At 35.1% G+C, this 21,181-nt stretch carries 19 protein-coding genes and 1 tRNA gene; 4 read left to right on the top strand and 16 right to left on the bottom strand.

The genetic code is table 11. The annotated features are described in order from the left end of the window. Window positions 1-345 precede the first annotated feature (345 nt). Complete coding sequence (locus BHE19_RS20960; protein WP_070908720.1) at window positions 346-1,596, top strand: TMEM143 family protein; 1,251 nt, start codon at window positions 346-348, stop codon at window positions 1,594-1,596. On the opposite strand, the gene BHE19_RS20955 is transcribed toward BHE19_RS20960, so the two are convergent. Then, entirely contained in the window at window positions 1,593-1,829 is a 237-nt protein-coding gene (locus BHE19_RS20955) for a hypothetical protein (protein ID WP_070908719.1), read from the bottom strand. The genes BHE19_RS20960 and BHE19_RS20955 overlap by 4 nt on opposite strands. A gap of 328 nt (window positions 1,830-2,157) precedes the next feature. On the opposite strand from BHE19_RS20955, the gene BHE19_RS20950 reads away from it, so the two are divergent. Next, entirely contained in the window at window positions 2,158-2,622 is a 465-nt protein-coding gene (locus tag BHE19_RS20950) for an Mpo1 family 2-hydroxy fatty acid dioxygenase (RefSeq protein WP_070908718.1), read from the top strand. Window positions 2,623-2,692: 70 nt separating this feature from the next. Further along, window positions 2,693-2,884 (top strand): hypothetical protein, encoded by a 192-nt coding sequence (locus tag BHE19_RS20945; protein ID WP_070908717.1) that lies wholly within the window; start codon window positions 2,693-2,695, stop codon window positions 2,882-2,884. A gap of 216 nt (window positions 2,885-3,100) precedes the next feature. Here BHE19_RS20945 and BHE19_RS20940 read toward each other — a convergent pair whose 3' ends face one another. Beyond that, on the bottom strand, window positions 3,101-4,042 hold the full coding sequence (locus BHE19_RS20940; protein ID WP_017497009.1) for an AraC family transcriptional regulator: 942 nt from the start codon (window positions 4,040-4,042) through the stop codon (window positions 3,101-3,103). 155 nt (window positions 4,043-4,197) lie between these two features. On the opposite strand from BHE19_RS20940, the gene BHE19_RS20935 reads away from it, so the two are divergent. Continuing rightward, window positions 4,198-4,932, top strand: coding sequence for a hypothetical protein (locus BHE19_RS20935; protein ID WP_070908716.1), 735 nt, complete (start codon window positions 4,198-4,200; stop codon window positions 4,930-4,932). Between the two features lie 93 nt (window positions 4,933-5,025). Here BHE19_RS20935 and BHE19_RS20930 read toward each other — a convergent pair. From BHE19_RS20930 to BHE19_RS20865, 14 genes are all read right to left on the bottom strand, one after another. Then, window positions 5,026-5,099: transfer RNA gene (locus tag BHE19_RS20930), tRNA-Arg, on the bottom strand. Between the two features lie 83 nt (window positions 5,100-5,182). Then, window positions 5,183-5,632, bottom strand: coding sequence for a GatB/YqeY domain-containing protein (locus BHE19_RS20925; protein WP_070908715.1), 450 nt, complete (start codon window positions 5,630-5,632; stop codon window positions 5,183-5,185). A gap of 206 nt (window positions 5,633-5,838) precedes the next feature. After that, window positions 5,839-7,866: a cell division protein FtsZ gene (ftsZ, locus tag BHE19_RS20920; protein ID WP_026110047.1), complete on the bottom strand. Its 2,028-nt coding sequence runs from the start codon at window positions 7,864-7,866 to the stop codon at window positions 5,839-5,841. An 84-nt stretch (window positions 7,867-7,950) separates the two neighbouring features. Further along, window positions 7,951-9,372, bottom strand: a complete 1,422-nt coding sequence (ftsA, locus tag BHE19_RS20915; protein WP_017497013.1) for a cell division protein FtsA — start codon at window positions 9,370-9,372, stop codon at window positions 7,951-7,953. A 6-nt stretch (window positions 9,373-9,378) separates the two neighbouring features. Then, entirely contained in the window at window positions 9,379-10,101 is a 723-nt protein-coding gene (locus BHE19_RS20910) for a cell division protein FtsQ/DivIB (protein WP_070908714.1), read from the bottom strand. Continuing rightward, on the bottom strand, window positions 10,088-11,437 hold the full coding sequence (murC, locus tag BHE19_RS20905; RefSeq protein ID WP_070908713.1) for a UDP-N-acetylmuramate--L-alanine ligase: 1,350 nt from the start codon (window positions 11,435-11,437) through the stop codon (window positions 10,088-10,090). The genes BHE19_RS20910 and murC overlap by 14 nt, the downstream gene beginning before the upstream one ends. A 141-nt stretch (window positions 11,438-11,578) precedes the next feature. Beyond that, a complete protein-coding gene (murG, locus tag BHE19_RS20900; protein WP_017497016.1) occupies window positions 11,579-12,664 on the bottom strand; it encodes an undecaprenyldiphospho-muramoylpentapeptide beta-N-acetylglucosaminyltransferase in 1,086 nt (361 codons plus the stop codon). Window positions 12,665-12,757: 93 nt separating this feature from the next. After that, window positions 12,758-14,071 (bottom strand): FtsW/RodA/SpoVE family cell cycle protein, encoded by a 1,314-nt coding sequence (locus BHE19_RS20895; protein WP_017497017.1) that lies wholly within the window; start codon window positions 14,069-14,071, stop codon window positions 12,758-12,760. Window positions 14,072-14,147: 76 nt separating this feature from the next. Beyond that, window positions 14,148-15,479, bottom strand: a complete 1,332-nt coding sequence (gene murD / locus BHE19_RS20890) for a UDP-N-acetylmuramoyl-L-alanine--D-glutamate ligase (protein WP_070908712.1) — start codon at window positions 15,477-15,479, stop codon at window positions 14,148-14,150. A gap of 58 nt (window positions 15,480-15,537) precedes the next feature. Continuing rightward, window positions 15,538-15,900, bottom strand: coding sequence for a four helix bundle protein (locus tag BHE19_RS20885; protein WP_017497019.1), 363 nt, complete (start codon window positions 15,898-15,900; stop codon window positions 15,538-15,540). Window positions 15,901-15,944: 44 nt separating this feature from the next. Continuing rightward, on the bottom strand, window positions 15,945-17,180 hold the full coding sequence (gene mraY / locus BHE19_RS20880) for a phospho-N-acetylmuramoyl-pentapeptide-transferase (RefSeq protein ID WP_017497020.1): 1,236 nt from the start codon (window positions 17,178-17,180) through the stop codon (window positions 15,945-15,947). Window positions 17,181-17,280: 100 nt separating this feature from the next. Next, window positions 17,281-18,744 carry a UDP-N-acetylmuramoyl-L-alanyl-D-glutamate--2,6-diaminopimelate ligase gene (locus tag BHE19_RS20875; RefSeq protein WP_017497021.1) on the bottom strand — a complete coding sequence of 488 codons (1,464 nt, stop codon included), beginning with the start codon at window positions 18,742-18,744 and terminating at the stop codon, window positions 17,281-17,283. Next, window positions 18,741-20,750 (bottom strand): penicillin-binding protein, encoded by a 2,010-nt coding sequence (locus tag BHE19_RS20870; protein ID WP_017497022.1) that lies wholly within the window; start codon window positions 20,748-20,750, stop codon window positions 18,741-18,743. The genes BHE19_RS20875 and BHE19_RS20870 overlap by 4 nt, the downstream gene beginning before the upstream one ends. Beyond that, window positions 20,741-21,088: an FtsL-like putative cell division protein gene (locus BHE19_RS20865; protein ID WP_017497023.1), complete on the bottom strand. Its 348-nt coding sequence runs from the start codon at window positions 21,086-21,088 to the stop codon at window positions 20,741-20,743. The genes BHE19_RS20870 and BHE19_RS20865 overlap by 10 nt, the downstream gene beginning before the upstream one ends. Between the last annotated feature and the right edge of the window lie 93 nt (window positions 21,089-21,181).

Genomic DNA, 21,181 nt, shown 5'->3' with positions numbered 1-21,181 from the left:
AAACAGGTATAAATACGTATTGCCAAAACTTTCTTAAATGGTAGTTTTGCACCAAATAATTTTTATTTTAAATTGTAGTTTTCCTAAGAGAAAATTATAAAATATTGTCATTTTTTTTGGAACAATTAAGCGAGCTTTTTAATCGATGCCAACGATTAAAAGTCTCGTTTTTTTTTAATCACAGTTTTCAATTGACGAGAAAACACACATTACTTCCTGCCAAAAACATCTGCAAAGATTTCTTTTCTGATGATCACCGAACAAATTTTAAAAACCTGTTATGATCAAAACAAAATCACTTTGTATCTTTGAGCCTTAAAAAAAATATAGCCCCTAAATATCTCTATGACACGAGAACACTATATTCCCTTCAACAAGGAATTTCTATTGGAACAACAATTAACTGCCTTTGCCGAAGATTCGAAGAAAACGGATGATTTCAGAAAACTGTTTGATATTATTGAACACTATTTCCATTACGAAGCTTTTAATCTTAATCGAAATCTGAAGCAAAACTACGCTTTGTTTGATCCTGATTTAAGTCTGAACGAACGCGAAAATTTTATAGGTAAAAGTGATTTCAACGTTTTCAAAGAAACATTACTTACGGTATTAGAACAGGGGAATTATCGTAGAATAGAGCAGGAAACACTGGACAAAGCTTTTGAGGATTCAGACTTAATCGGTTTGAAGCTTTCAATTGATTTCAACGCCTTTAAAGACTACGAATTATACGTTCGGGGACAACATAAGACAAAAGAAAAGATTCGAAAATATTTTTTCTGGAAGAAAGAAATTGAAATTGAATATTACGATCGTGTCCTGATTTACCTTCATTACAGCGAAGCCGATTATATTAAAGAAAAAAAAGTAAAACTGGGAAAAATGCCTATCGAACCGGGTTCGGTTGCTTTAAAGATCTTTAAACGTGTTCCTAAAAATGATCTCGAAACTATATTCCCAAATGCTATTCCGAGAATGTCTACCAAAGACAAGTTGTTCTTTTGGGTTCCGGGAATTGGAGGCGGAATTTCACTTTTAAGTACAACTGTAATTCCTGCTTTGATTGGCATGTATGGTGCGTATCAATCGGGAGAAACTATCGATTTATTAAACAGCAAAGCCTCTTTAAATCAGGGTTTAATTGCACTGGGTATTTTATCCCTTTATTTATTTCGTCAGTACAGTAACTTTGTCAATAAAAGAATCAAATACTCTAAAATACTTTCAGACAGCCTATACTTTAAAAATCTCGGAAACAATAGCGGTGCTTTCTATTCACTGCTAAATTCCTCTGAAGAAGAAGTACTGAAAGAAACGATATTGGCTTATACCTTTTTATACAAAAATGAATATGCCATCTCAGCCGAAGAACTCGACAATCAAATTGAGTCCTGGTTTACGACAGCTCTAAATACAAATCTGGACTTTGATGTACAGGATGCTTTGTTGAAATTAAAAACTATGGCGTTAGCTGTTGAATCCAATGGTAAATGGAGTGTTATCCCTTTAGATGACGCATTGGTAACCGTTGACTCATTATGGGACAATGTTTTTGACTACAATCAGAAAGTAGAAGCTTGTGAATGCAATTAATTACAGAATTTAATAATCAACAATGCTATAAATGAAAAGAAAAAAGCAAGGAGAAGAAGTATACTAAAAACTAGTTTTACAATTTCAACTCGATTTTCTGATAGATCATTTTGAATCCAAGTATCATTATATACTTGCAAACCGTCTACCGTTGTTTGATCATCGTTTTCTTTTTCATGATTGATTACATAAATCTTTACAATCTCCTCTTCTTTATTTTCTATTTGATACATAACTATTTGTTTAATAAGTTATTTAATTATTGACAAAATTAGAAATGAAAAAAAAGACGGCACACCTAATAAAGCCATAAAACTATCATAATAAGACAAATACCCTCATTTTTTGAGTATTTAATCTAAAATTTATCCTTTTTTGATTATTTTTTCTCGAAAACGAAGTACTGCTTTATTGCTAGACTAAAAGCAGATCTACAAAGTTTTTAATTCAAATTTCATATCTGTGCCTTCTTAAAAACTAAGGTTATACATTTTTAAGAATAGCAGAAAATGATAAAACTAAATGTTTTTTTAGTAGATTTACGATACTAAACCCAAAACAATGAGAACATTAGAACAATGGTTTGATGAATATGCTGTAAGTCATCAGAACCCAAAGAATAAGGCGATACATTATATTTGTGTACCAGCGATCTACTTTTCGATAGTTGGACTGTTAATGAGTATTCCAAGTGATTTCATCTCCAATACCTTAAAACTGAACGCTCCTGTTCTGGAAAACTGGGCTGCTGTTGTTTTAATTTTTGTACTTCTTTTTTACCTTCGTCTGTCGGTAACGATGGCTTTGAAAATTGCTGTTTTTTCGGCAATTTGTTTGATTGTAAATTACTATATCGGACAAGTTTTACCGTTATGGATCTTTTCTATTGGCGTATTTATAATTGCCTGGATTGGTCAATTCTATGGACATAATATTGAAGGAAAAAAGCCTTCTTTTTTGAAAGATTTACAATTTCTAATGATTGGCCCGGCCTGGGTAGTCGAGAATTTATTTTCCAGAAAATAATTTGAAAAACGCAAAATAGCTCTTACTTTAATAGGAACACTAATTAACATACTTATAAAACATTAAAAAAATGGAAAACCAAAAAGCATCATCATTTGTCTTTTCGATTATTGCAATCATCTTAGGAGTAGTATTGTACAAACAATTTGACTTTGAAAAACTAACTTTCGAAAAACCGGCTTTAGCAGTACTTTATATTATCGTGTTTTTATTCTCTGTTTTTATTTTGATCAAAAACGCAAAAAAAGGATCTGCAAAATAGCGGAGACAAAATTTCGTACCTAAGATATCAAATCGTTTTCGAATGAATTATTAAAAAAGGGCCTGAGAATTGATATTCTCAGGCCTTATTTCAAATACCGTCATATGGTTTTTTAGAAATAATTTATTCTAAAATTAAATTGAAGACCATTAGCTGTAACAGAAAATGTGACAATAAAAGACAGTTTCATAAATTCGAATTTAGAAGTTATTAATCCTATAGTAATTTTATTGGTATATAGATATCGATAATATGAAGATTTTCAGGATGCAATTTAGGATCATTTAAATGACTCAAAAAGAAATTTCTATTATCGGGCTGATAACCATTCTCTTCAAACCAAACTTCGTATATGTAATTCCAGGTTTTAAAACACTCTGACATTGGTCCTTCTTTATGGAAAATGGCATACAACCCTCCACTAATTATGGTATTACCCACTATCCCCTCTCCTACTATTTTCTCAGGAACAGACAAACAAACATCAGCCTGAAGCATTCCTGATAAATTTGCATTACTTCTGTAAACGGTTAATGCTTTGGTTTCAGGAAAATTTACTAAATTTCTTGGAGTAGCCCAGCTAAAAAGCTTTTTAAACATCTCTTCAAATGTTTCACTATCATGACTGTGGATATTGAGATTTCTGATGTAAATAACATTAAATGCCTCAAGATTTTTAACTTCAAAATCAAGTTTCTTAATTTCACTCATTTCAATATTTTTTAAATTATTTAATTTGAGTGCAAGGTAGTTTTCGATTTCAGACTGCATTTTTCCAATATTGCTATCTATTATGCGAATATTGCTATTTTTATACTGTACCCGCCATTCGCTTGGTGTCATCTGTCTTACTTCACGAAAACTCCTTGAAAAAGAGGAAACATTCAAAAAACCGCAATCATTGGCTATTTCACTAATTGTCTTGGACGGATTATTCATCAGGAAAAACAGAGCCCTCTCTATCTTTGCATTTTTAATAAATTCATTGATTGTTTTTCCTGTAACAGACTTAAAAATTCTATGAAAATGAAACTTTGAAAAGCTGGAAAGAGCTGCCAATTTTTCTAAAGAAAGCTCTTCATGAAGATTTTCCTTAATGTAATCTATACTCTTATTGATTCTAAAATAATATTCTTTAATAGACTCTTCCTTTGTCATGCTTTTAAGCTATAGTATAAACGTTAAATATCATTTACAAATGCAAACTAATATTAATACAAAGTTATGGATGTATTAGACATTTTTTTATTCTTTTAAAGCCCTTTTCTGAAGCAAAATTATTAATACATTTATCCAACAATAAAGATGAAAAAATGGGTGACAGAATATTAAAAGACATACGCTTTTATGAAAGTGAAAAGCAAAATATTGAAGGGCAAAGCATTCCTCGACAACTAGGTAAGCTTTTCGTACCAACAAAAGATACAAATTTTATAGGACAACGAATTGCCAGAAAATTAAACGAACTAAAATTCACTTATGGAGAATTTGATCATATATACATCAATTTAACAACCGTATTAAAAGAAAATGAAATTATAATTTCGAATAGAAACGTTGACAAAAGAATTAAATATTTGGATTTTGGAATTGACGTTGAAAAATTACAATCACTTTCTGATAGTGAAAAAAACATCCTAATTAAATCAATAACATTCCAAGCGCTACGAAAAATAAGTAATGACTTAAATTTGGCATTAGTAAATCAAACTGAGAAGCTTATTGATGAGTTGGATACCAAAATAAAAATTCATTTTAAAACAAAAGAAACCAAGTCTTTTAAAATTGATATTTATTATCAAATTGAAGTCGAAGAAATTGGAACAATGGCTGTAATTGAATACAAAGACAAGAAGAATAATTTCTACGGTTCAATGAACTATAAACTTCAATTCTATGAAGATATTTATACCTTGATTGATACAATTAGTATTGCAAAGGGTTTGATAACTTTAAAACCTAAAAAATCTTTTACAGCTGACATAAACAATAAAAGATACGAAACTCCAATACAATTAGAATTGAGCGATTTTACTCCTGTCATATGACCTTCATGGAATGTACAACTCAAAACGTATAAAACAGTTTAAAAAAGACATAAAAAAAACCTATTTCGTTACGAAATAGGTTTTTGTGTTTAGTGACCCCGGAGGGGTTCGAACCCCCAACCCTCAGAGCCGAAATCTGATATTCTATCCAGTTGAACTACGAGGTCAAAATATATTAAATTCTCAATTTTTTGAAATTCCAAATTCCACTTTTAAAATTGGAATTTGGAATTTCTATATTGGAATTTTATTACGAAAGTAATTTTTTTACAATAGTAGAAATGGTTTTCCCTTCAGCTGTTCCGCCCAATTGCGCAGAAGCCAATCCCATTACTTTACCCATTGAAGCAATTCCCGAAGCTCCAGTTTCAGCAATGATTTTTGCTACTACTGCTTCTACTTCTTCTTCATTTAACTGAGCCGGTAAAAACTTCTCAATTACAGCTACCTGAGCTAATTCAGGCTCTGCTAAATCAGGACGATTTTGCTCTGTAAAAATTCTGGCGCTTTCTTTACGGGTTTTCACCAATCTCTGAAGCAATTTAATTTCATCGTCTTCTGTTAATTCTTCTTTAGAACCTGAAGCCGTTGCAGCCAATAACATTTCAGACTTAATAGCTCTTAATGCTTCTAAACTTACTGTATCTTTTGCTTTCATGGCGGTTTTAATCTCGTCCATGATTAGTGTTTGTAAACTCATTTTCTAATTTTATTTAAATAAGCCAAGGCCTATAGATTGATCAATTACATTTAAAATTATATTTTCTCCTTCGCATAAACTGACCCATAAGATTCACTTTAAAAACCTGTTTATGAAGTCAAATTTCAAATTCTGTGCGAAGATAAAAAAAATAACCCGAAAATTAAATCCAATTTTCGGGTTATCCAATTATTATGATTTTAAAACTAGTCTACGTTGTCGTGCAAAAACGAATTGTTTGAACGCAATTGCAAATCGTTGTTACTGTCTGTTCCAACCGAAATTCTTGAGTTTGTGTTGTTTGCTTGTGAATTAGACAAATCAATACCTAATCTTTTGTAAGCAGGCTCTTTCTCCAATTCGTCAATTCTGGACACATTATTATGGAATTTATAATTAAATTCTTTTAATTTTTTTCTTCTTTCTTCGGCTCTTAAACGTAAAGTCTCTTCAATTGTCAATTCCATCGGAGACACATTTGCCGTTGTGGAGTAATCCGGCTCAACAGCGAAATCAGGTCTTGGTTTCATGGTGATATTTAATTCCGCAGGAATTACTTCTTCTACCACTTTTTCAACCGGTTTTGACGTCATTAAATCGTTTTCAACTTCCATGTACTCCTCTAAAGAATACTTAATAACTCCTTTGTCAGAAAGCTCGGTTACCGGTACAAATGAAACCGGATCATTTACTTTAATATTACGAGTTTCGTTTGTTAACTCGAACAAAACTTTCGTTTCTTCAACAACCGGCTCTTTCCTAACTTCTGGCTCAGATCTGAAAATTGGCAAATCAAAGGAGAATGTCGTTTGTTCTTCTCTTTCGAATGTTCTTTGCTGCACTTGCTGAACTGGTTTTATATCCTGAAAAGCTTCGGCTTGCGGAGTTGTAATCGTAAAATCGATATCGGTTATCGGCGAAACAATTTCAAACGTAACATCCAGATTTTTGATAAACTCAGACATCACTACCAATTCTTCCTGATTCATTGTTGGAGTAGCTGCCACCGGAGCAACTTCAAATGGTGTAGCTGCAACTGGTACAACCGGAGCGGGAGTTACGGGAGCAACCGTGTCTTCATCGTCCATTAAATCAAAAACAATTTTTTCTTCTGATTTACTGGTTGGTGTATCAATTGTTAAATCAAAAGAAGTAACTGATTTATTGGTTAGATTATGAACACTTCTTTGCTCATCTTCCAAGGTATGAATGATTTTTTTAGGCTCTGTATTAACGATATCATTTTGCTGTTCAACGTCAAAACCTGTCGCAATAATAGTTACGGCAATAGCCTCACCAAGAGTCTCGTCTTCACCAACTCCCATGATAATATTGGCATTGTAACCTGCTTCAGCCTGAATATGATCGTTGATTTCCCCGATTTCATCCAAAGTAATTTCATTAGATCCAGAAACGATAAGCAACAATACGTTTTTGGCTCCTGTAATTTTATTATCGTTTAGCAACGGAGAGTCCAATGCTGCAATAATAGCTTCCTTAGCTCTGTTCTCGCCTTCTGCAACGGAAGACCCCATGATCGCTGTTCCACTATTCGAAAGAACAGTTTTAGCGTCACGTAAATCGATATTTTGAGTATAGTGATGCGTAATTACTTCAGCAATACCTCTTGAGGCTGTTGCCAAAACTTCATCCGCTTTAGAGAATCCTGCTTTAAAACCAAGATTTCCGTATACTTCTCTTAATTTATTATTGTTGATCACGATTAATGAATCGACCTGCTTACGCAATTTCTCAATTCCTAAAAGTGCCTGCTCCTGACGTACTTTCCCTTCGAACTGAAAAGGAATCGTCACAATACCAACGGTCAGGATCTCTCTTTCTTTAGCTAACTGTGCAATTACCGGAGCTGCACCTGTACCTGTTCCACCCCCCATACCAGCGGTAATAAATACCATCTTAGTACCACGGTCTAACATTTTTTCGATATCAGCGATACTTTCTATAGCAGATTGCTGTCCTACATCAGGATTTGCTCCTGCACCAAGACCTTCTGTTAAGTTCATCCCTAACTGAATCTTATTAGGAACCGAACTGTTCTGCAGTGCCTGTGAATCGGTATTACAGACGATAAAATCTACGCCTTTAATACCTTGTTTAAACATATGATTGATAGCATTACTACCACCTCCACCTACACCTATTACTTTGATAACATTTGATTGGTTTTTTGGTAAATCAAATGAAATACTTCCAAATTCTGAGTTGCTCATCATCTTTTTGGTTTTTGAAATTCTTATTTAATACATTTTTTACTTCTTGACTTGGGGCCAATAAAGTAATCCTTTTCTTTTATTATCTTATTCTGCGTTGTCTAAAAAATCTTTGATTTTATCGACATATCGGTCAAAAAATGATCTTCTGATTTTTGTTTCTGTAGATTCTTCTTTAGAGACGCTGTTTCTAACTTCTCTGGTTTCTTCGATAGTTTCTACTCTTTCAACGTAGTTTTCTTCAACTTCGTATCGCTGTTGCACCGGCTGTTGTATCGGCGGCGGTACATTTCTGTAAACCACTTTTGGCTGATCATTTACAATCTCCATTCTAACAGCACTTTGCGTACTATTTTCGATACTGTTCATTACTAAACCAACTGCGGTTGCAAATAACGGACTGGAAATTTCTTCACTGGAATTTCCTGCCAGGTGCTCGTTTGGATATCCAATTCTCGTATCCATCCCTGTAATGTACTCTACTAATTGCTTGATGTGTTTTAGTTGAGCACCTCCACCCGTAAGCACGATACCGGCAATTAATTTTTTACGCGGATCCTCGTGTCCATAAGCCTTGATTTCTGCAAAAACCTGCTCTACAATCTCCACCACACGGGCATGAATAATTTTAGATAAGTTTTTAAGCGAAATTTCTTTTGGCTCTCTTCCTCTTAATCCCGGAATAGAAACAATTTCATTGTCTTTGTTTTCTCCCGGCCAGGCCGATCCGAATTTTATTTTTAAAAGCTCTGCTTGTTTTTCGATAATCGAACAGCCTTCTTTAATATCATCTGTAATTACATTTCCTCCAAAAGGAATCACTGCTGTGTGGCGGATAATACCATCTTTAAAAATGGCTAAGTCGGTCGTTCCACCACCAATATCAATCAACGCCACTCCGGCTTCTTTTTCTTCCTGACTTAAAACTGCATCAGCAGAAGCTAAAGGCTCTAAGGTTAATCCGGACAATTCGATTCCTGAACTCTGAATACATCTTCCCACATTTCTGATTGAAGAAGCCTGCCCCACTACAACGTGAAAACTGGATTCTAATCTTCCGCCATACATTCCGATTGGCTCTTTAATCTCAGACTGTCCGTCGATTTTAAATTCTTGTGGCAAGACGTGAATAATTTCTTCTCCCGGTAACATCGCCAGTTTATTTACCTGATCGATCAAAAGCTGAATATCTTTTTCGCCAATTACTTCTTCCGGATTATTACGGCTGATGTAATCGGTATGCTGTATACTTCTGATGTGCTGTCCGGCAATCCCTACCACCACATCTTTAATTTTATAACCTGAATTATTTTCTGCTTCAAGTATTGCTTGCTGAATTGATTGAATAGTTTGCGTAATGTTGTTTACAACTCCTCTCGCCACTCCCAAACTTTTGGATTTACCAATCCCCAAAATTTCCAGTTTACCATACTCATTTTTCTTGCCTATCATGGCAACTATTTTGGTTGTTCCAATATCTAGACCTACTGCAATGTTATCTTTTTCCATTTTCTATTATTTTGTGCAAACTACTTGTTCCGTAAACCTAAGGTCAATTTTATTGTATTTGTATAACGAACTATCTAAAACCGCTTTTTGAAAAAAGGCTTTATAGTTATTAAATTTCTTATCAACATTCATCGTTCTGCCAAAATCGATGAAGTAATTATAATTTCTATTAAACATTTTTAAGCTACCATTAGGCATAATTTGTATTGCAATGATGTTTTTTTTCAAAAACGCATCGTCATAAATTGTGCGAAATAAAGCAGCTAAATCTTCGTTATTTTTTTTATTAATTGCCCCCGAAACAAGAGGAACTCTCGCAGTATAATTATCCGACAAGGGCATTTTATTACCCTCATAATCAATATAAAAAGATCGATCACCATCATAAACTCTTGCTATTGGTGTCTTCTGTTTTACTACTGCTTTTAGAACGCCATCGATACTTACAAAAACATCTGACTCTTCAATCATGTCTTGCGCGTTGAGGGTTTTCTCTATCTTATTCAAATCTAATTCATCTTTTCTAATACTGGAAGCGTCTCTTTTATTTTCTATCAACAATTTATTAACCGTTTCAGGCTTCACAAAAAGCGTATTTTCTCCTACAAAAACAACCATGGATTTTTTTAATTTTCGATCTCCATTTCGATGTTGAGCGAAGGAATATAAAAAAATAACCAGCCCTAAAATAAGTATCAAACGAATATTTGTCCAATTAAATATTTTCATTCAGCATTTTTTTAATTGAAGGAACCATCTCACCAAGATCACCAGCTCCTATTGTCACAATTATTGGCGCATCACTGGCTTTGATCTCCGCTAATAAATCATCTTTTGCAACAATTTTTTTGTTCGAATTTGTCATTTTTCCCAACAGCCATTCCGATGTAATCCCTTCCATCGGTAATTCACGTGCCGGATAAATATCCATTAAAAACACTTCATCAAACTGAGACAGACTTTCGGCAAATCCATCAGCAAAATCTCTGGTTCTGCTGAACAAATGCGGCTGAAAAATAGCCAGTACTTTACGTCCGGGATACAATTCAGTAACCGCCTGATGTACTGCATTTATTTCTGTCGGATGATGTGCATAATCATCTATATAAACTAAATTTTCAGATTTAATCTGATAAGAAAAACGTCTTCTGATTCCGTTGAATGAAGCAATGGCCTTTGCAATGGAGTCGGTCGGGGTGCCGAACGTTTTAGCCATCGCAATAGCCATCAGTCCATTCATTAAATTGTGTTTTCCAGGCAATCCGAAACGCAGGTCTGTCATCACTTCTGATGGCGTCTGCACATCAAAAACATAACTTCCATTATCAATACGAACATTAAAAGCCTTATATACCGCCTCTTCGTTTATAGCGCACTGAACTCCTTCAAGAGGTAATTCTTTGGTTATAAACAGCTTATTTTTATCTTCTACTTTTGAAGCGAATTCCACAAACGAAGCCTCAATTGCATCACTGGTTCCGTAAATATCCAAATGATCTGCATCCATTGAAGTAATACAGGCAATATTAGGATGCAAGTGCAAAAACGAACGGTCAAATTCATCTGCTTCCACTACGGTAACTGTTTTTCCTTCTCCAATTAAATTCGAATTGTAATTCTCTACAATCCCCCCCACAAAAGCAGTCACATCTGCTCCGCTTTCATACAGTATGTGTCCCAAAATACTTGAGGTTGTGGTTTTTCCATGTGTTCCTGCCACAGCAAAACAAAACGTATCTTTAGTGATAATCCCTAAAACTTCAGCACGTTTTTTAACCACATAATCTCTTTCTGTAAAATAATTCCATTCAGAATGTGTTTTGGGTACAGCCGGTGTAATAATCACCAGTGTGTTCTCGGTATAATAATCCTTTGGAATTAAACCAATATTATCTTCAAAATGAATATCAATACCGCTTTCAATCAACTCGCTTGTCAGCATAGATGGTGTCTTATCGTAACCGGAAACCTGTTTCCCTATATTTTTAAAATAGCGGGCCAGGGCACTCATTCCGATGCCTCCAATACCAATAAAATAAACGTTTTGTATTTGATTTAAATTCATTTCTTTTCTCGCTTTAAGCAATAGGCTTTAGGCTTTAAGCCTCCTGCTTTTATCTTTATTTTTTATACTCTTATTATTTTAAACACTTAAGCCGCTTTGTTTCACACAACAGGCTTATAGCCTATTGCTTACAGCCTACAGCTAAATCAGCTTCACAATCTCGGCTACGATATCTTGTGTTGCTTTTGGTTTTGCCAGTTTTTTGATATTTGCACTTAATTGTTTTTGCTTTCCTTCATCTTTAAGCAAGGCTTCAAAAACAATACTAAATTCATTATCTAATTCTGATTCCTTCAATAAAATAGCTCCTTTTGCATCTACAATTGCTTGCGCATTTTTTGTCTGATGATCTTCAGCAACATTCGGCGACGGAATAAATATAACCGGTTTCCCTACAATACACAATTCGGAAACCGACGAGGCTCCGGCACGTGAAATGATTACATCAGCAGCAGCGTATACAAAATCCATTCTTTCAATAAAATCAACCACCTTAACATTTTGCTGATTGTATTTTTTATATTCTTCAAAATACAACTTCCCGCATTGCCAAATTATCTGAACGTCCTGCGAAAGAAAATTTTGCAATTCTTTTTCGATTAACTGATTGATTCTTCTCGCTCCTAAACTCCCTCCTAAAACCAACAATGTTTTTTTATTCGGATCTAGTCCATAAAAAGCAATCGCCTCTTCATGCTTACTGTCAATATCAATCAAATCCTGACGAACCGGATTTCCGGTTAAAACAATTTTCTCTTCTGGAAAAAAACGCTCCAGATGATCATAAGCTACACAAATTGCATTGGCTTTTTTACTTAGCAATTTATTCGTAATTCCCGGAAACGAATTCTGTTCCTGAATGACTGTTGGAATTCCGGCCGAACCTGCTGCCTTTAATAAAGGTCCGCTGGCAAAACCTCCGGTACCAATTACAACATTTGGCTTAAATTGTTTTATGATTCGTCGTGACTCCAGCAAACTTTTTGCCAATTTTAACGGAAACATTAAATTTTGCAACGTAAGTTTTCTTTGCAAACCTGCAATCCACAATCCTTTGATTTCATAACCTGCCTGCGGCACTTTCTGCATTTCCATTTTATCTTTGGCACCTACAAAAAGAAATTCAGCGTCAGGGAATTGTAATTTTAATTCATTCGCAATAGCAATTGCAGGATAGATATGCCCTCCTGTACCACCACCACTTAATATGAATTTATATTTTGTCATTTTTTTTTAGTTATGAGTTGTGAGTTATGAATTCTCTCAATACTTATCAACCTATTTCTCTATTCTCTTTCTTCTATTCTCTCAGTTCTATACTTACTTATTTAAAACTGCATTCATTGGATTTCTGGAATTGTCTTCAATGGAATACATCCCCTCTTCTTCGTATATCTTTTCATCAGCAGGCAGATCTTCTTCTGCTAATTCTTTATCAATTAATCTTTGAAGGGCCTCTCTTCTTCTTTCTTTTTCTTCCTGTTCTTCAGCAATTTCTTCTTCTTTTTTCGTCACACTAATGATAATTCCGAGAGAGAAACAGGTCATCCAAATCGAACTACCTCCACTACTGATCAACGGAAGTGTTTGCCCTGTTACCGGAAGCAGCTCCACTGCAACAGCCATATTGATCATTGCCTGAAAGATCATCGGAAACCCGAGTCCGACGACGACGAGCTTTCCAAATAATGTATTGGCCTTGTGTGAGGCAATCACAAATCGGAACAATAACAATAAGTACAAAATCAATATTGCCACTCCACCTACTAAACCGTATTCTTCTACAATAATCGCATAGATAAAATCGGAAGAAGACTGTGGCAAAAAGTTTTTCTGAACACTTTTCCCCGGACCTACTCCTCCTAATCTCCCTGATGCGATTGCAATCTTTGCTTTCTCAATCTGATAATCATCTTCATCCGGTTTATCGGTGGTAAAGTTTTCGATACGACTTCCCCAAGTACTAACCCTGCTAAAGAATCTGGAATCCGGGAATGCCTTTGCTACCAAAAGGAAGAACGCAAACATCGCAATTCCGGAACCGATAATAAAACCAATATATTTTAATGGATACCTGCCAATAAATGTCAGCATAATTACCATTGCAAAAATCAACGCTGTGGTTGAGAAGTTCGCCGGTAAAATAAGTGCCAGTGTTATAAAAACCGGCAGCCAAAGCTGTATCAGCGATACCTGAAAAGGTTCATTTTCTTCTTTCGTTTTCGACAGATAACGCGCCACAAATATGAACAATATACTGGCCGCCAAGGTCGACGTTTGAAACGTAATTCCGATAAAAGGAACCTGAATCCAACGGCTCGCATTTGCACCTGCAATAACAGTTCCTTTCAACAAGGTATAAAGCAGCAAAAACCACACAATAGGCAGTGCAATTTTCGAAATCGCCCTGAAATAGTGATACGGCACTCGATGCACCCAGTAAATAATTAGGAAACCAATACAAACGTGAGCCAAATGCTTTACTAAATAACCTAATGTATTTCCGGTTCCATGACCTATATAGGCCAGATTACTACTCGCACTAAAAACAGGCATAAACGAAAACAATGCCAATAAAGCCACGAATGACCATATTACTCTGTCTCCTTTTAATTTGTTCACCAGCTCTTTCATAATCTTTTGTTTCAGGTTTCTCTCGTTTCAGGTTTCAAGCTTCAGAATTCAAACCTGAAACTTGAAACATTTTTTTTTACAAATTGTGAACGGCTTGCTTAAACTGTCTTCCTCTGTCTTCGTAGCTTTCGAATAAATCGAAACTTGCGCAGGCCGGAGACAATAAAACTGCATCACCTTTTTCTGTTAAACGTTGTGCTGTTTTTACAGCATCGTTCATATTATTTACTTCAACCATGATGTCAACCACATTCCCGAAGGCGTTGATAATTTTATGATTATCAATTCCAAGGCAAATAATAGCTTTTACTTTTTCGCGAACTAATGACATCAGTTCGTTGTAATCGTTTCCTTTATCTACTCCACCAACAATCCAGACTGTTGGAACGTTCATACTGTCTAAAGCAAAGAAAGTCGCATTAACATTTGTTGCTTTTGAATCATTGATATATTGTACATTCTGAATTTTAAGTACTTTTTCTAAACGGTGTTCAACACCCTGAAAATTAGATAAACTTTCGCGAATTGTTGCATTTCTAATTTGCATCAATTTCGCAACAGAGCTTGCTGCCATTGCGTTTTTCATGTTATGTTTTCCTTCTAACGCAATGTGTTCTGTGTCCATTGTAAACTCTTCTTGGTTGATCTTTATTTCCATTTTGTTGTTATTTATAGAAGCTCCTTCATCGAATGATTTCGTCAATGAGAAAGGAATTAATTTTGCTTTTGTTTTGTTGTTTTTTAACCATTCTGCACTTGCTTCATCATCTGCATCGTAAATGAGATAATCACTTTCGGTCTGGTTCATCGTTATTCGGAATTTCGAATTGATATAATTTTCATATTTATATTCATATCTATCGAGGTGATCGGGACTGATATTGGTTATGATCGCAATATCCGGTCTGTAATCTATTATTCCGTCTAACTGAAAACTGCTTAATTCAAGAACGTATGCATCGTATTTATTCTCGGCTACCTGCCAGGCAAAACTCTTTCCTATATTCCCTCCCAAACCTACATTCAAACCTGCTGATTTTAATAAATAATGGGTCAGCATAGTGGTAGTCGTTTTTCCGTTACTGCCTGTGATTCCAATAGTCAGTGCTTCTGTAAAAGGTTTTGCAAATTCTATTTCCGAAATCACTTTTACTCCCGCTGCTAACAACTTCTTTACAATTGGTGACTTTTCAGGAATCCCCGGACTCTTCATAACCACATCAGCATTTAAGATCAGATCTTCGGTATGCTGTTCTTCTTCCCAGGGAATTTTATTAATGATAAGAACTTCTTTGTAACTCTCTTTTATCTTTCCAAAATCTGATACAAAAACATCATATCCTTTTTTCTTTCCGAGAATAGCAGTACCTACGCCGCTTTCTCCTCCGCCTAAAACCACTAACCTCATACTTTATAAAATTAAAAATTGAGAATTAAAAATTAAAAATCTGCTATACTCAAGACCTCTAATTATTTGCATTTTTCCCTTTTAAGGTTAATATAATTTTCGCTAATATTTTACATATTTCCTCTGCTTCCTTATGAATGCTTTCGAATTCAACTGCAGAAATATAATCCGTTGCTTTCAAGAGTTTTAACCAATAAATTGTTTCTCTTGCTTCTTTATATGAGATTTCCAGTTTAAACAGAAACTCCTTATCAGAACGTCCCCCGATTGACTCTTCGATGTTGGCTCCTATAGAAGTCCCACATCTTAGAATCTGCTTACTCAAAACAAACTCTTTCTTTTCGGCCGTCAGATATTTATATAAATTGATAATTCTAACCGCGAAAAGAAAGGATTTATCCTGAATAATATTTTCTTTCATTTCTAAGAACTTTTAATTTTTAATTCTCAATCTTTAATTCAAAACTATCTTAATTTTAAAGTAACGATTGACAATATGGCTAACATTACAGCAACAATCCAGAAACGGGTCACAATCTTACTTTCATGATATCCTTTTTTCTGATAATGATGATGCAGCGGTGACATCAGGAAAATTCTTCGTCCCTCTCCGAAACGCTTTTTCGTATATTTAAAATAAGTGACCTGAATAATTACGGAAGCACTTTCGGCAAGGAAAATTCCGCAGAATAGAACAATCAATATCTCTTTACGAACGGCAATGGCTAAAACCGCTATAATTCCACCAATAGTCAAACTTCCTGTATCTCCCATAAATACAGATGCCGGAAATGAATTGTACCAAAGAAATCCAATTAAAGCTCCCACAAATGCGGATATAAACACGGTCATTTCTCCCGAATTGGGGATGTACATTATATTGAGATAGTTTGAGAAAATAATATTCCCGGAAACGAATGTAAATATCCCAAGTGCGAGTACCGAAACCGCCGAAGTTCCAGCCGCGAGTCCATCAATACCATCCGTTAAATTAGCTCCGTTTGAAACTGCTGTGATAATAAAAATGACCACCGGAATAAAAACCAGCCAGGCCCATTTTTCATATCCTTCACCTGTCCAGGCTAAAATTTCAGCATAATCAAATTCATTATTTTTCACAAAAGGAATTGTCGTTGCAGTAGATTTTTCTTCTACCGGTGCCGGCAAAACTATAGTTGAATTGTTCGTAGCTGTTTTAAAAACATCAGTTCTTCCCGTATCGGTTCGAACAGTTACCGCAGGATTAAAATACAAAACAGATCCTACAATGATTCCAAGACCAACCTGTCCGATCACTTTAAAAATTCCTTTAAGTCCTTGTTTGTCCTTTTTGAATATTTTGATATAATCGTCCACAAAACCAATACTCCCCATCCAAAGCGTCGTTACAATAAGCAATACGATATAGATATTATGCAAACGAGCGAATAACAAAACCGGTACCAGCGTTGCAAAAATGATAATCAGTCCTCCCATTGTTGGAGTTCCAGCTTTTTCATTTTGACCTGCAAGACCTAACTCACGAACGGTTTCACCAACTTGCTGATTGCGTAAAAAGTTTATAATTCTTTTTCCGTAAATCGTTGACAAAAGCAACGAAAGCATAAATGCCAAAGCCGATCTGAAAGTGATGTACTGAAAAACTCCCGTTCCCGGTACATCTAATGTTTTGTCTAAATATTCAAATAAATAGTATAGCATATATCTTTGTTTATTTGGTTAATCGTTGATTTGTTTATTCGTTTATTCTTGATTTAATAATTATTCGATTAAACGAATAATCAATTCACCGGTTAAACTTTTATTTTCCTAATTGTTCTAAAATTTCCTTTACCGTTTCCATATCATCAAAATGATGACGTACCCCGTTTATCTCCTGATACGTTTCATGTCCTTTCCCTGCAATTAGTATAATATCATTGGGCTGGGCCAACTGACAAGCTGTTTTAATCGCTTGTTTTCTATCTGAAATTCTCAATATTTTTTTATAATTGTGAGCTTCAACGCCTTTCTCCATTTCATCTAAAATCACTTCAGGATCTTCATTTCTTGGATTATCTGAGGTTAAAATGGCCTTATCACTTAAATCTGTAGCAATTTTTGCCATTATAGGCCTCTTGGTTTTATCTCTGTTTCCACCGCAACCAACAACTGTTAACAGCTGCTCGTTTTTGGTACGGATATCATTAATCGTTTTTAAAACATTATCTAAAGCATCCGGAGTATGTGCATAATCAACTATTGCTGTAATGTTTCCTTCTGAAACGATATACTGAAAACGCCCCGAAACACTTTCTAAATCAGACAGTAAGCGCAACGCTTCAAGACTATCCATTCCTAACTCTACAGCCGTTCCGTAAATTGCCAAAACATTGTAAGCATTAAACGTTCCGATTAGCTTTACCCAAACTTCATTGTCATTAACTTTCAATAACAAACCCGACAACTGACTCTCCAGAATCTGTGCTTTAAAGTCGGCATAGGTTTTTAAAGCGTAGGTAAACTTTCTGGCTACTGTATTTTGCAGCATTACCGATCCGTTTTTATCATCGATGTTAGACAAAACGAAAGCTGTTTTCGGCAAAGAATCAAAAAACGATTTTTTCACATCTCTGTATTCCGCAAAAGTTGGGTGATAATCTAAATGGTCGTGTGACAAATTCGTGAAAATTCCTCCAACAAAATGTAGTGCCTCTGTTCGTTTTTGATGAATTCCGTGTGAACTCACTTCCATAAAACAATGCGTAACACCCGCTTCAATCATTTCGTTCAAATAATGATTGATCGTAATCGAATCCGGAGTGGTATGTGTTGCAGGAAATTCAGTTTCATCGACCATGATTTTTACGGTTGACAATAAGCCAACTTTAAAACCTGCTTTTTGAAACAACTGAAACAACAGTGATGCAATGGTAGTCTTTCCGTTTGTACCGGTAACTCCAACCAATTTTAACTTTTCGGATGGATTTCCGAAGTAATTGGCCGCCATAAAAGCCAGAGCCGCATTAGTATCTTTTACTTTTATGTAGGTTATTCCTTTTTCAATATTTTCAGGCAACGTATCACAAATAATCGCAATTGCACCTAATTTGATTGCTTTTTCAATATAATCATGACCATCTGAAAGTGATCCGCGAATAGCCACGAAAACATCATTTGCCTCAATTTTTCTCGAGTCAAAATCAATTTTATGTATATCGATTTCCGTTGAACCTGTTACAGACTCAATCGCTACTTTATATAATATGTCTTTCAGTATTTTCACGATAATTCTAATACTATGATTGTGTTTTTACTAATATTTTGTCCGGGCTGAATAGATTGTTTTTTAACCTTCCCTACTCCGATAACTCTCACTTTTAAATCAAGGTTTTCTAACAATGCTACTGCATCCATACCCGGCATACCTTTTAAATTAGGAACCTGATTTATTTTTTTATTGGCTTCTGCCGTATATTTATTATAACTGTCATCTTGTTTTGGAATTCTTGAATCCAGTTTTTTTATTCTATTGGTTGATGGCGCATCTGTAAATATTTTTTGAGCGATTCTTTTAAAAACCGGCCCGGCAACATCTGCTCCATAATAATTGTTTTTTGATGTATTAGGTTTATGCACTACTACTATACAAGAATATTTAGGATGTTCAGCCGGAAAATACCCCACAAAGGAAGAGGCATAATACAAACCTGATTTTCCTTCTTTCCCACCATAATTCACCTGTGCTGTTCCGGTTTTTCCTGCCATCGAAAAATCTTTCGAATACAGCTTGGAACCTGTTCCTTTTTTAACCACATTGAGCAATACTGCTCTTACTTTGTCAATGGTTTCCTGCGAACATATTTTCGGATTGATCACTTCTACCTCAAACTTATTAATCGTTTTGTTCCATTCTTTAATTTCCGAAACAAACTGTGGCTTAACCATCACTCCATTGTTTGCAACGGCATTATAAAGCGCCAGTGTTTGCATTGGCGTAACCGAAACTCCGTAACCAAAAGCCATCCACGGAAGTGAAACTCCTGACCAATGTTTGTCTCCGGGTTGTGGAATATACGGCCTTCCTTCTCCTTTAAAATGCAATCCTAATGTTTTATTTAATCCGTACGAATTAATATGATTTACAAACTTTGAGGGATTGCTTTTGTAATTGTCATACACAGCCTGAACCATTACGGTATTAGACGAAAGTTCGAAACCACGAGCCAGCGAAATTTTCCCGTAACCACCTCTGTGCGAATCACGAACAGCACGTCCGTAATACCTCATTTCTCCTCCGTGACTGTCAAAAACCGTACTTGTATCGGCTACTTTATCTTCTAAAATTGCCATTAAATCGACCAATTTAAATGTCGATCCCGGCTCATGAGACTCGGCTATAGCGTAATTTGTAGTTTCATAGTACGATCCGTCTTCTGATCTTCCCAGATTTGAAATCGCTTTTACATGCCCCGTTTCGGTCTCCATCACCACCACACAACCGTGATCAGCTTCGTAATCTTCCAATTGTTTTAATAAAGCATGATGTGCAATATCCTGAATAAAAACATCAATGGTCGAAATCACATCATAACCGTCTACAGGATCTACTTCATTTAAATCCCGAATAGGCTTCCATTGTCCTTTTGCAATTTTTTGCTTTAAAATTTTTCCGTCTTTCCCGTTCAGATAACTTTTATAAGCCCATTCGATTCCTTTACCAACTTCGATTCCGGTTGCAGGGTCAATTCGGTCATAACCAATGGTTCGTTCTGCAATTTTACCTATCGGATGTTTTCTAACAGTTTCCTGTTCAACAATTATCCCTCCTTTAAAAGCACCCAGATTGAACAAAGGAAAACCTTTAATTTTTACATATTCGGTATAACTCAAATTGCGGGCAATCAGATAATAACGATTTTTATTGGCTCTGGCTTTTCTTAATTCCTGCTGATAATAACCTGCCGGCCTGTCTAAAACAGTAGCTAATGAATCGGATAATGCCTTTACGTATTTTTCAAAAGTCTCCGTTTTTGGCGCTTTAGCATCAAAACGAATTTCATAATTAGGAATCGATGTAGCCAATAAACTTCCGTCAGCCGAATAGATATTTCCTTTGTTTGCCGGAATTACAAAATTTCTAACAGTACGTTGTTTCGCCAATTTTCTGTAATAATCTCCTTCTACCCATTGAATATTGGTTAACTTAACAACAATAGCAATTGCCATCACAAAGATGAAAACTGCTACGAGGTAAATTCTGTAGGATATATGTTTATCTTCTACTGCCATATTCTTTTAAAGAAACTTTTTTCTTCTTCTTTTTTTACTTCTATTTTAATCGGAGGAACTGTGGATGGAAAAATTTTCTTCTCCAGCATTTTATCCGATATCGTCGATTCCATTTTTAACTTCATTAACTCTGAACGGCGGTCTACAAATTCAGATCGCAATTCTTTTACTTCATTGTTCAGTTTTGCGATTTCAAAAACCTTCTGTTCGTAACGCTGTGTATTGGCGATCATCAAAATGGCAAGCAGAATAATAAAAACAATGAAACGCCAGTTTTTTACTGCATCATCGTTGATCAGAAACCTTGCTTTTAATATATCAAATACACCACTTTTCATTTTTTCTACCTACTATATTATAGTAATCTGTTTAATTGTTGAATCGTTGAGTCGTTTATTGTTTTACTTTCAAAGCCACAACTCACATTTTAC

It is taken from the genome of Flavobacterium tructae (genome assembly GCF_001853485.1).
GTDB classification, from domain to species: Bacteria; Bacteroidota; Bacteroidia; order Flavobacteriales; family Flavobacteriaceae; genus Flavobacterium; species Flavobacterium tructae.
The sequence above is the reverse complement of the archived record's forward strand: the minus strand, read 5'-3'. Positions and strand labels throughout refer to the sequence as shown.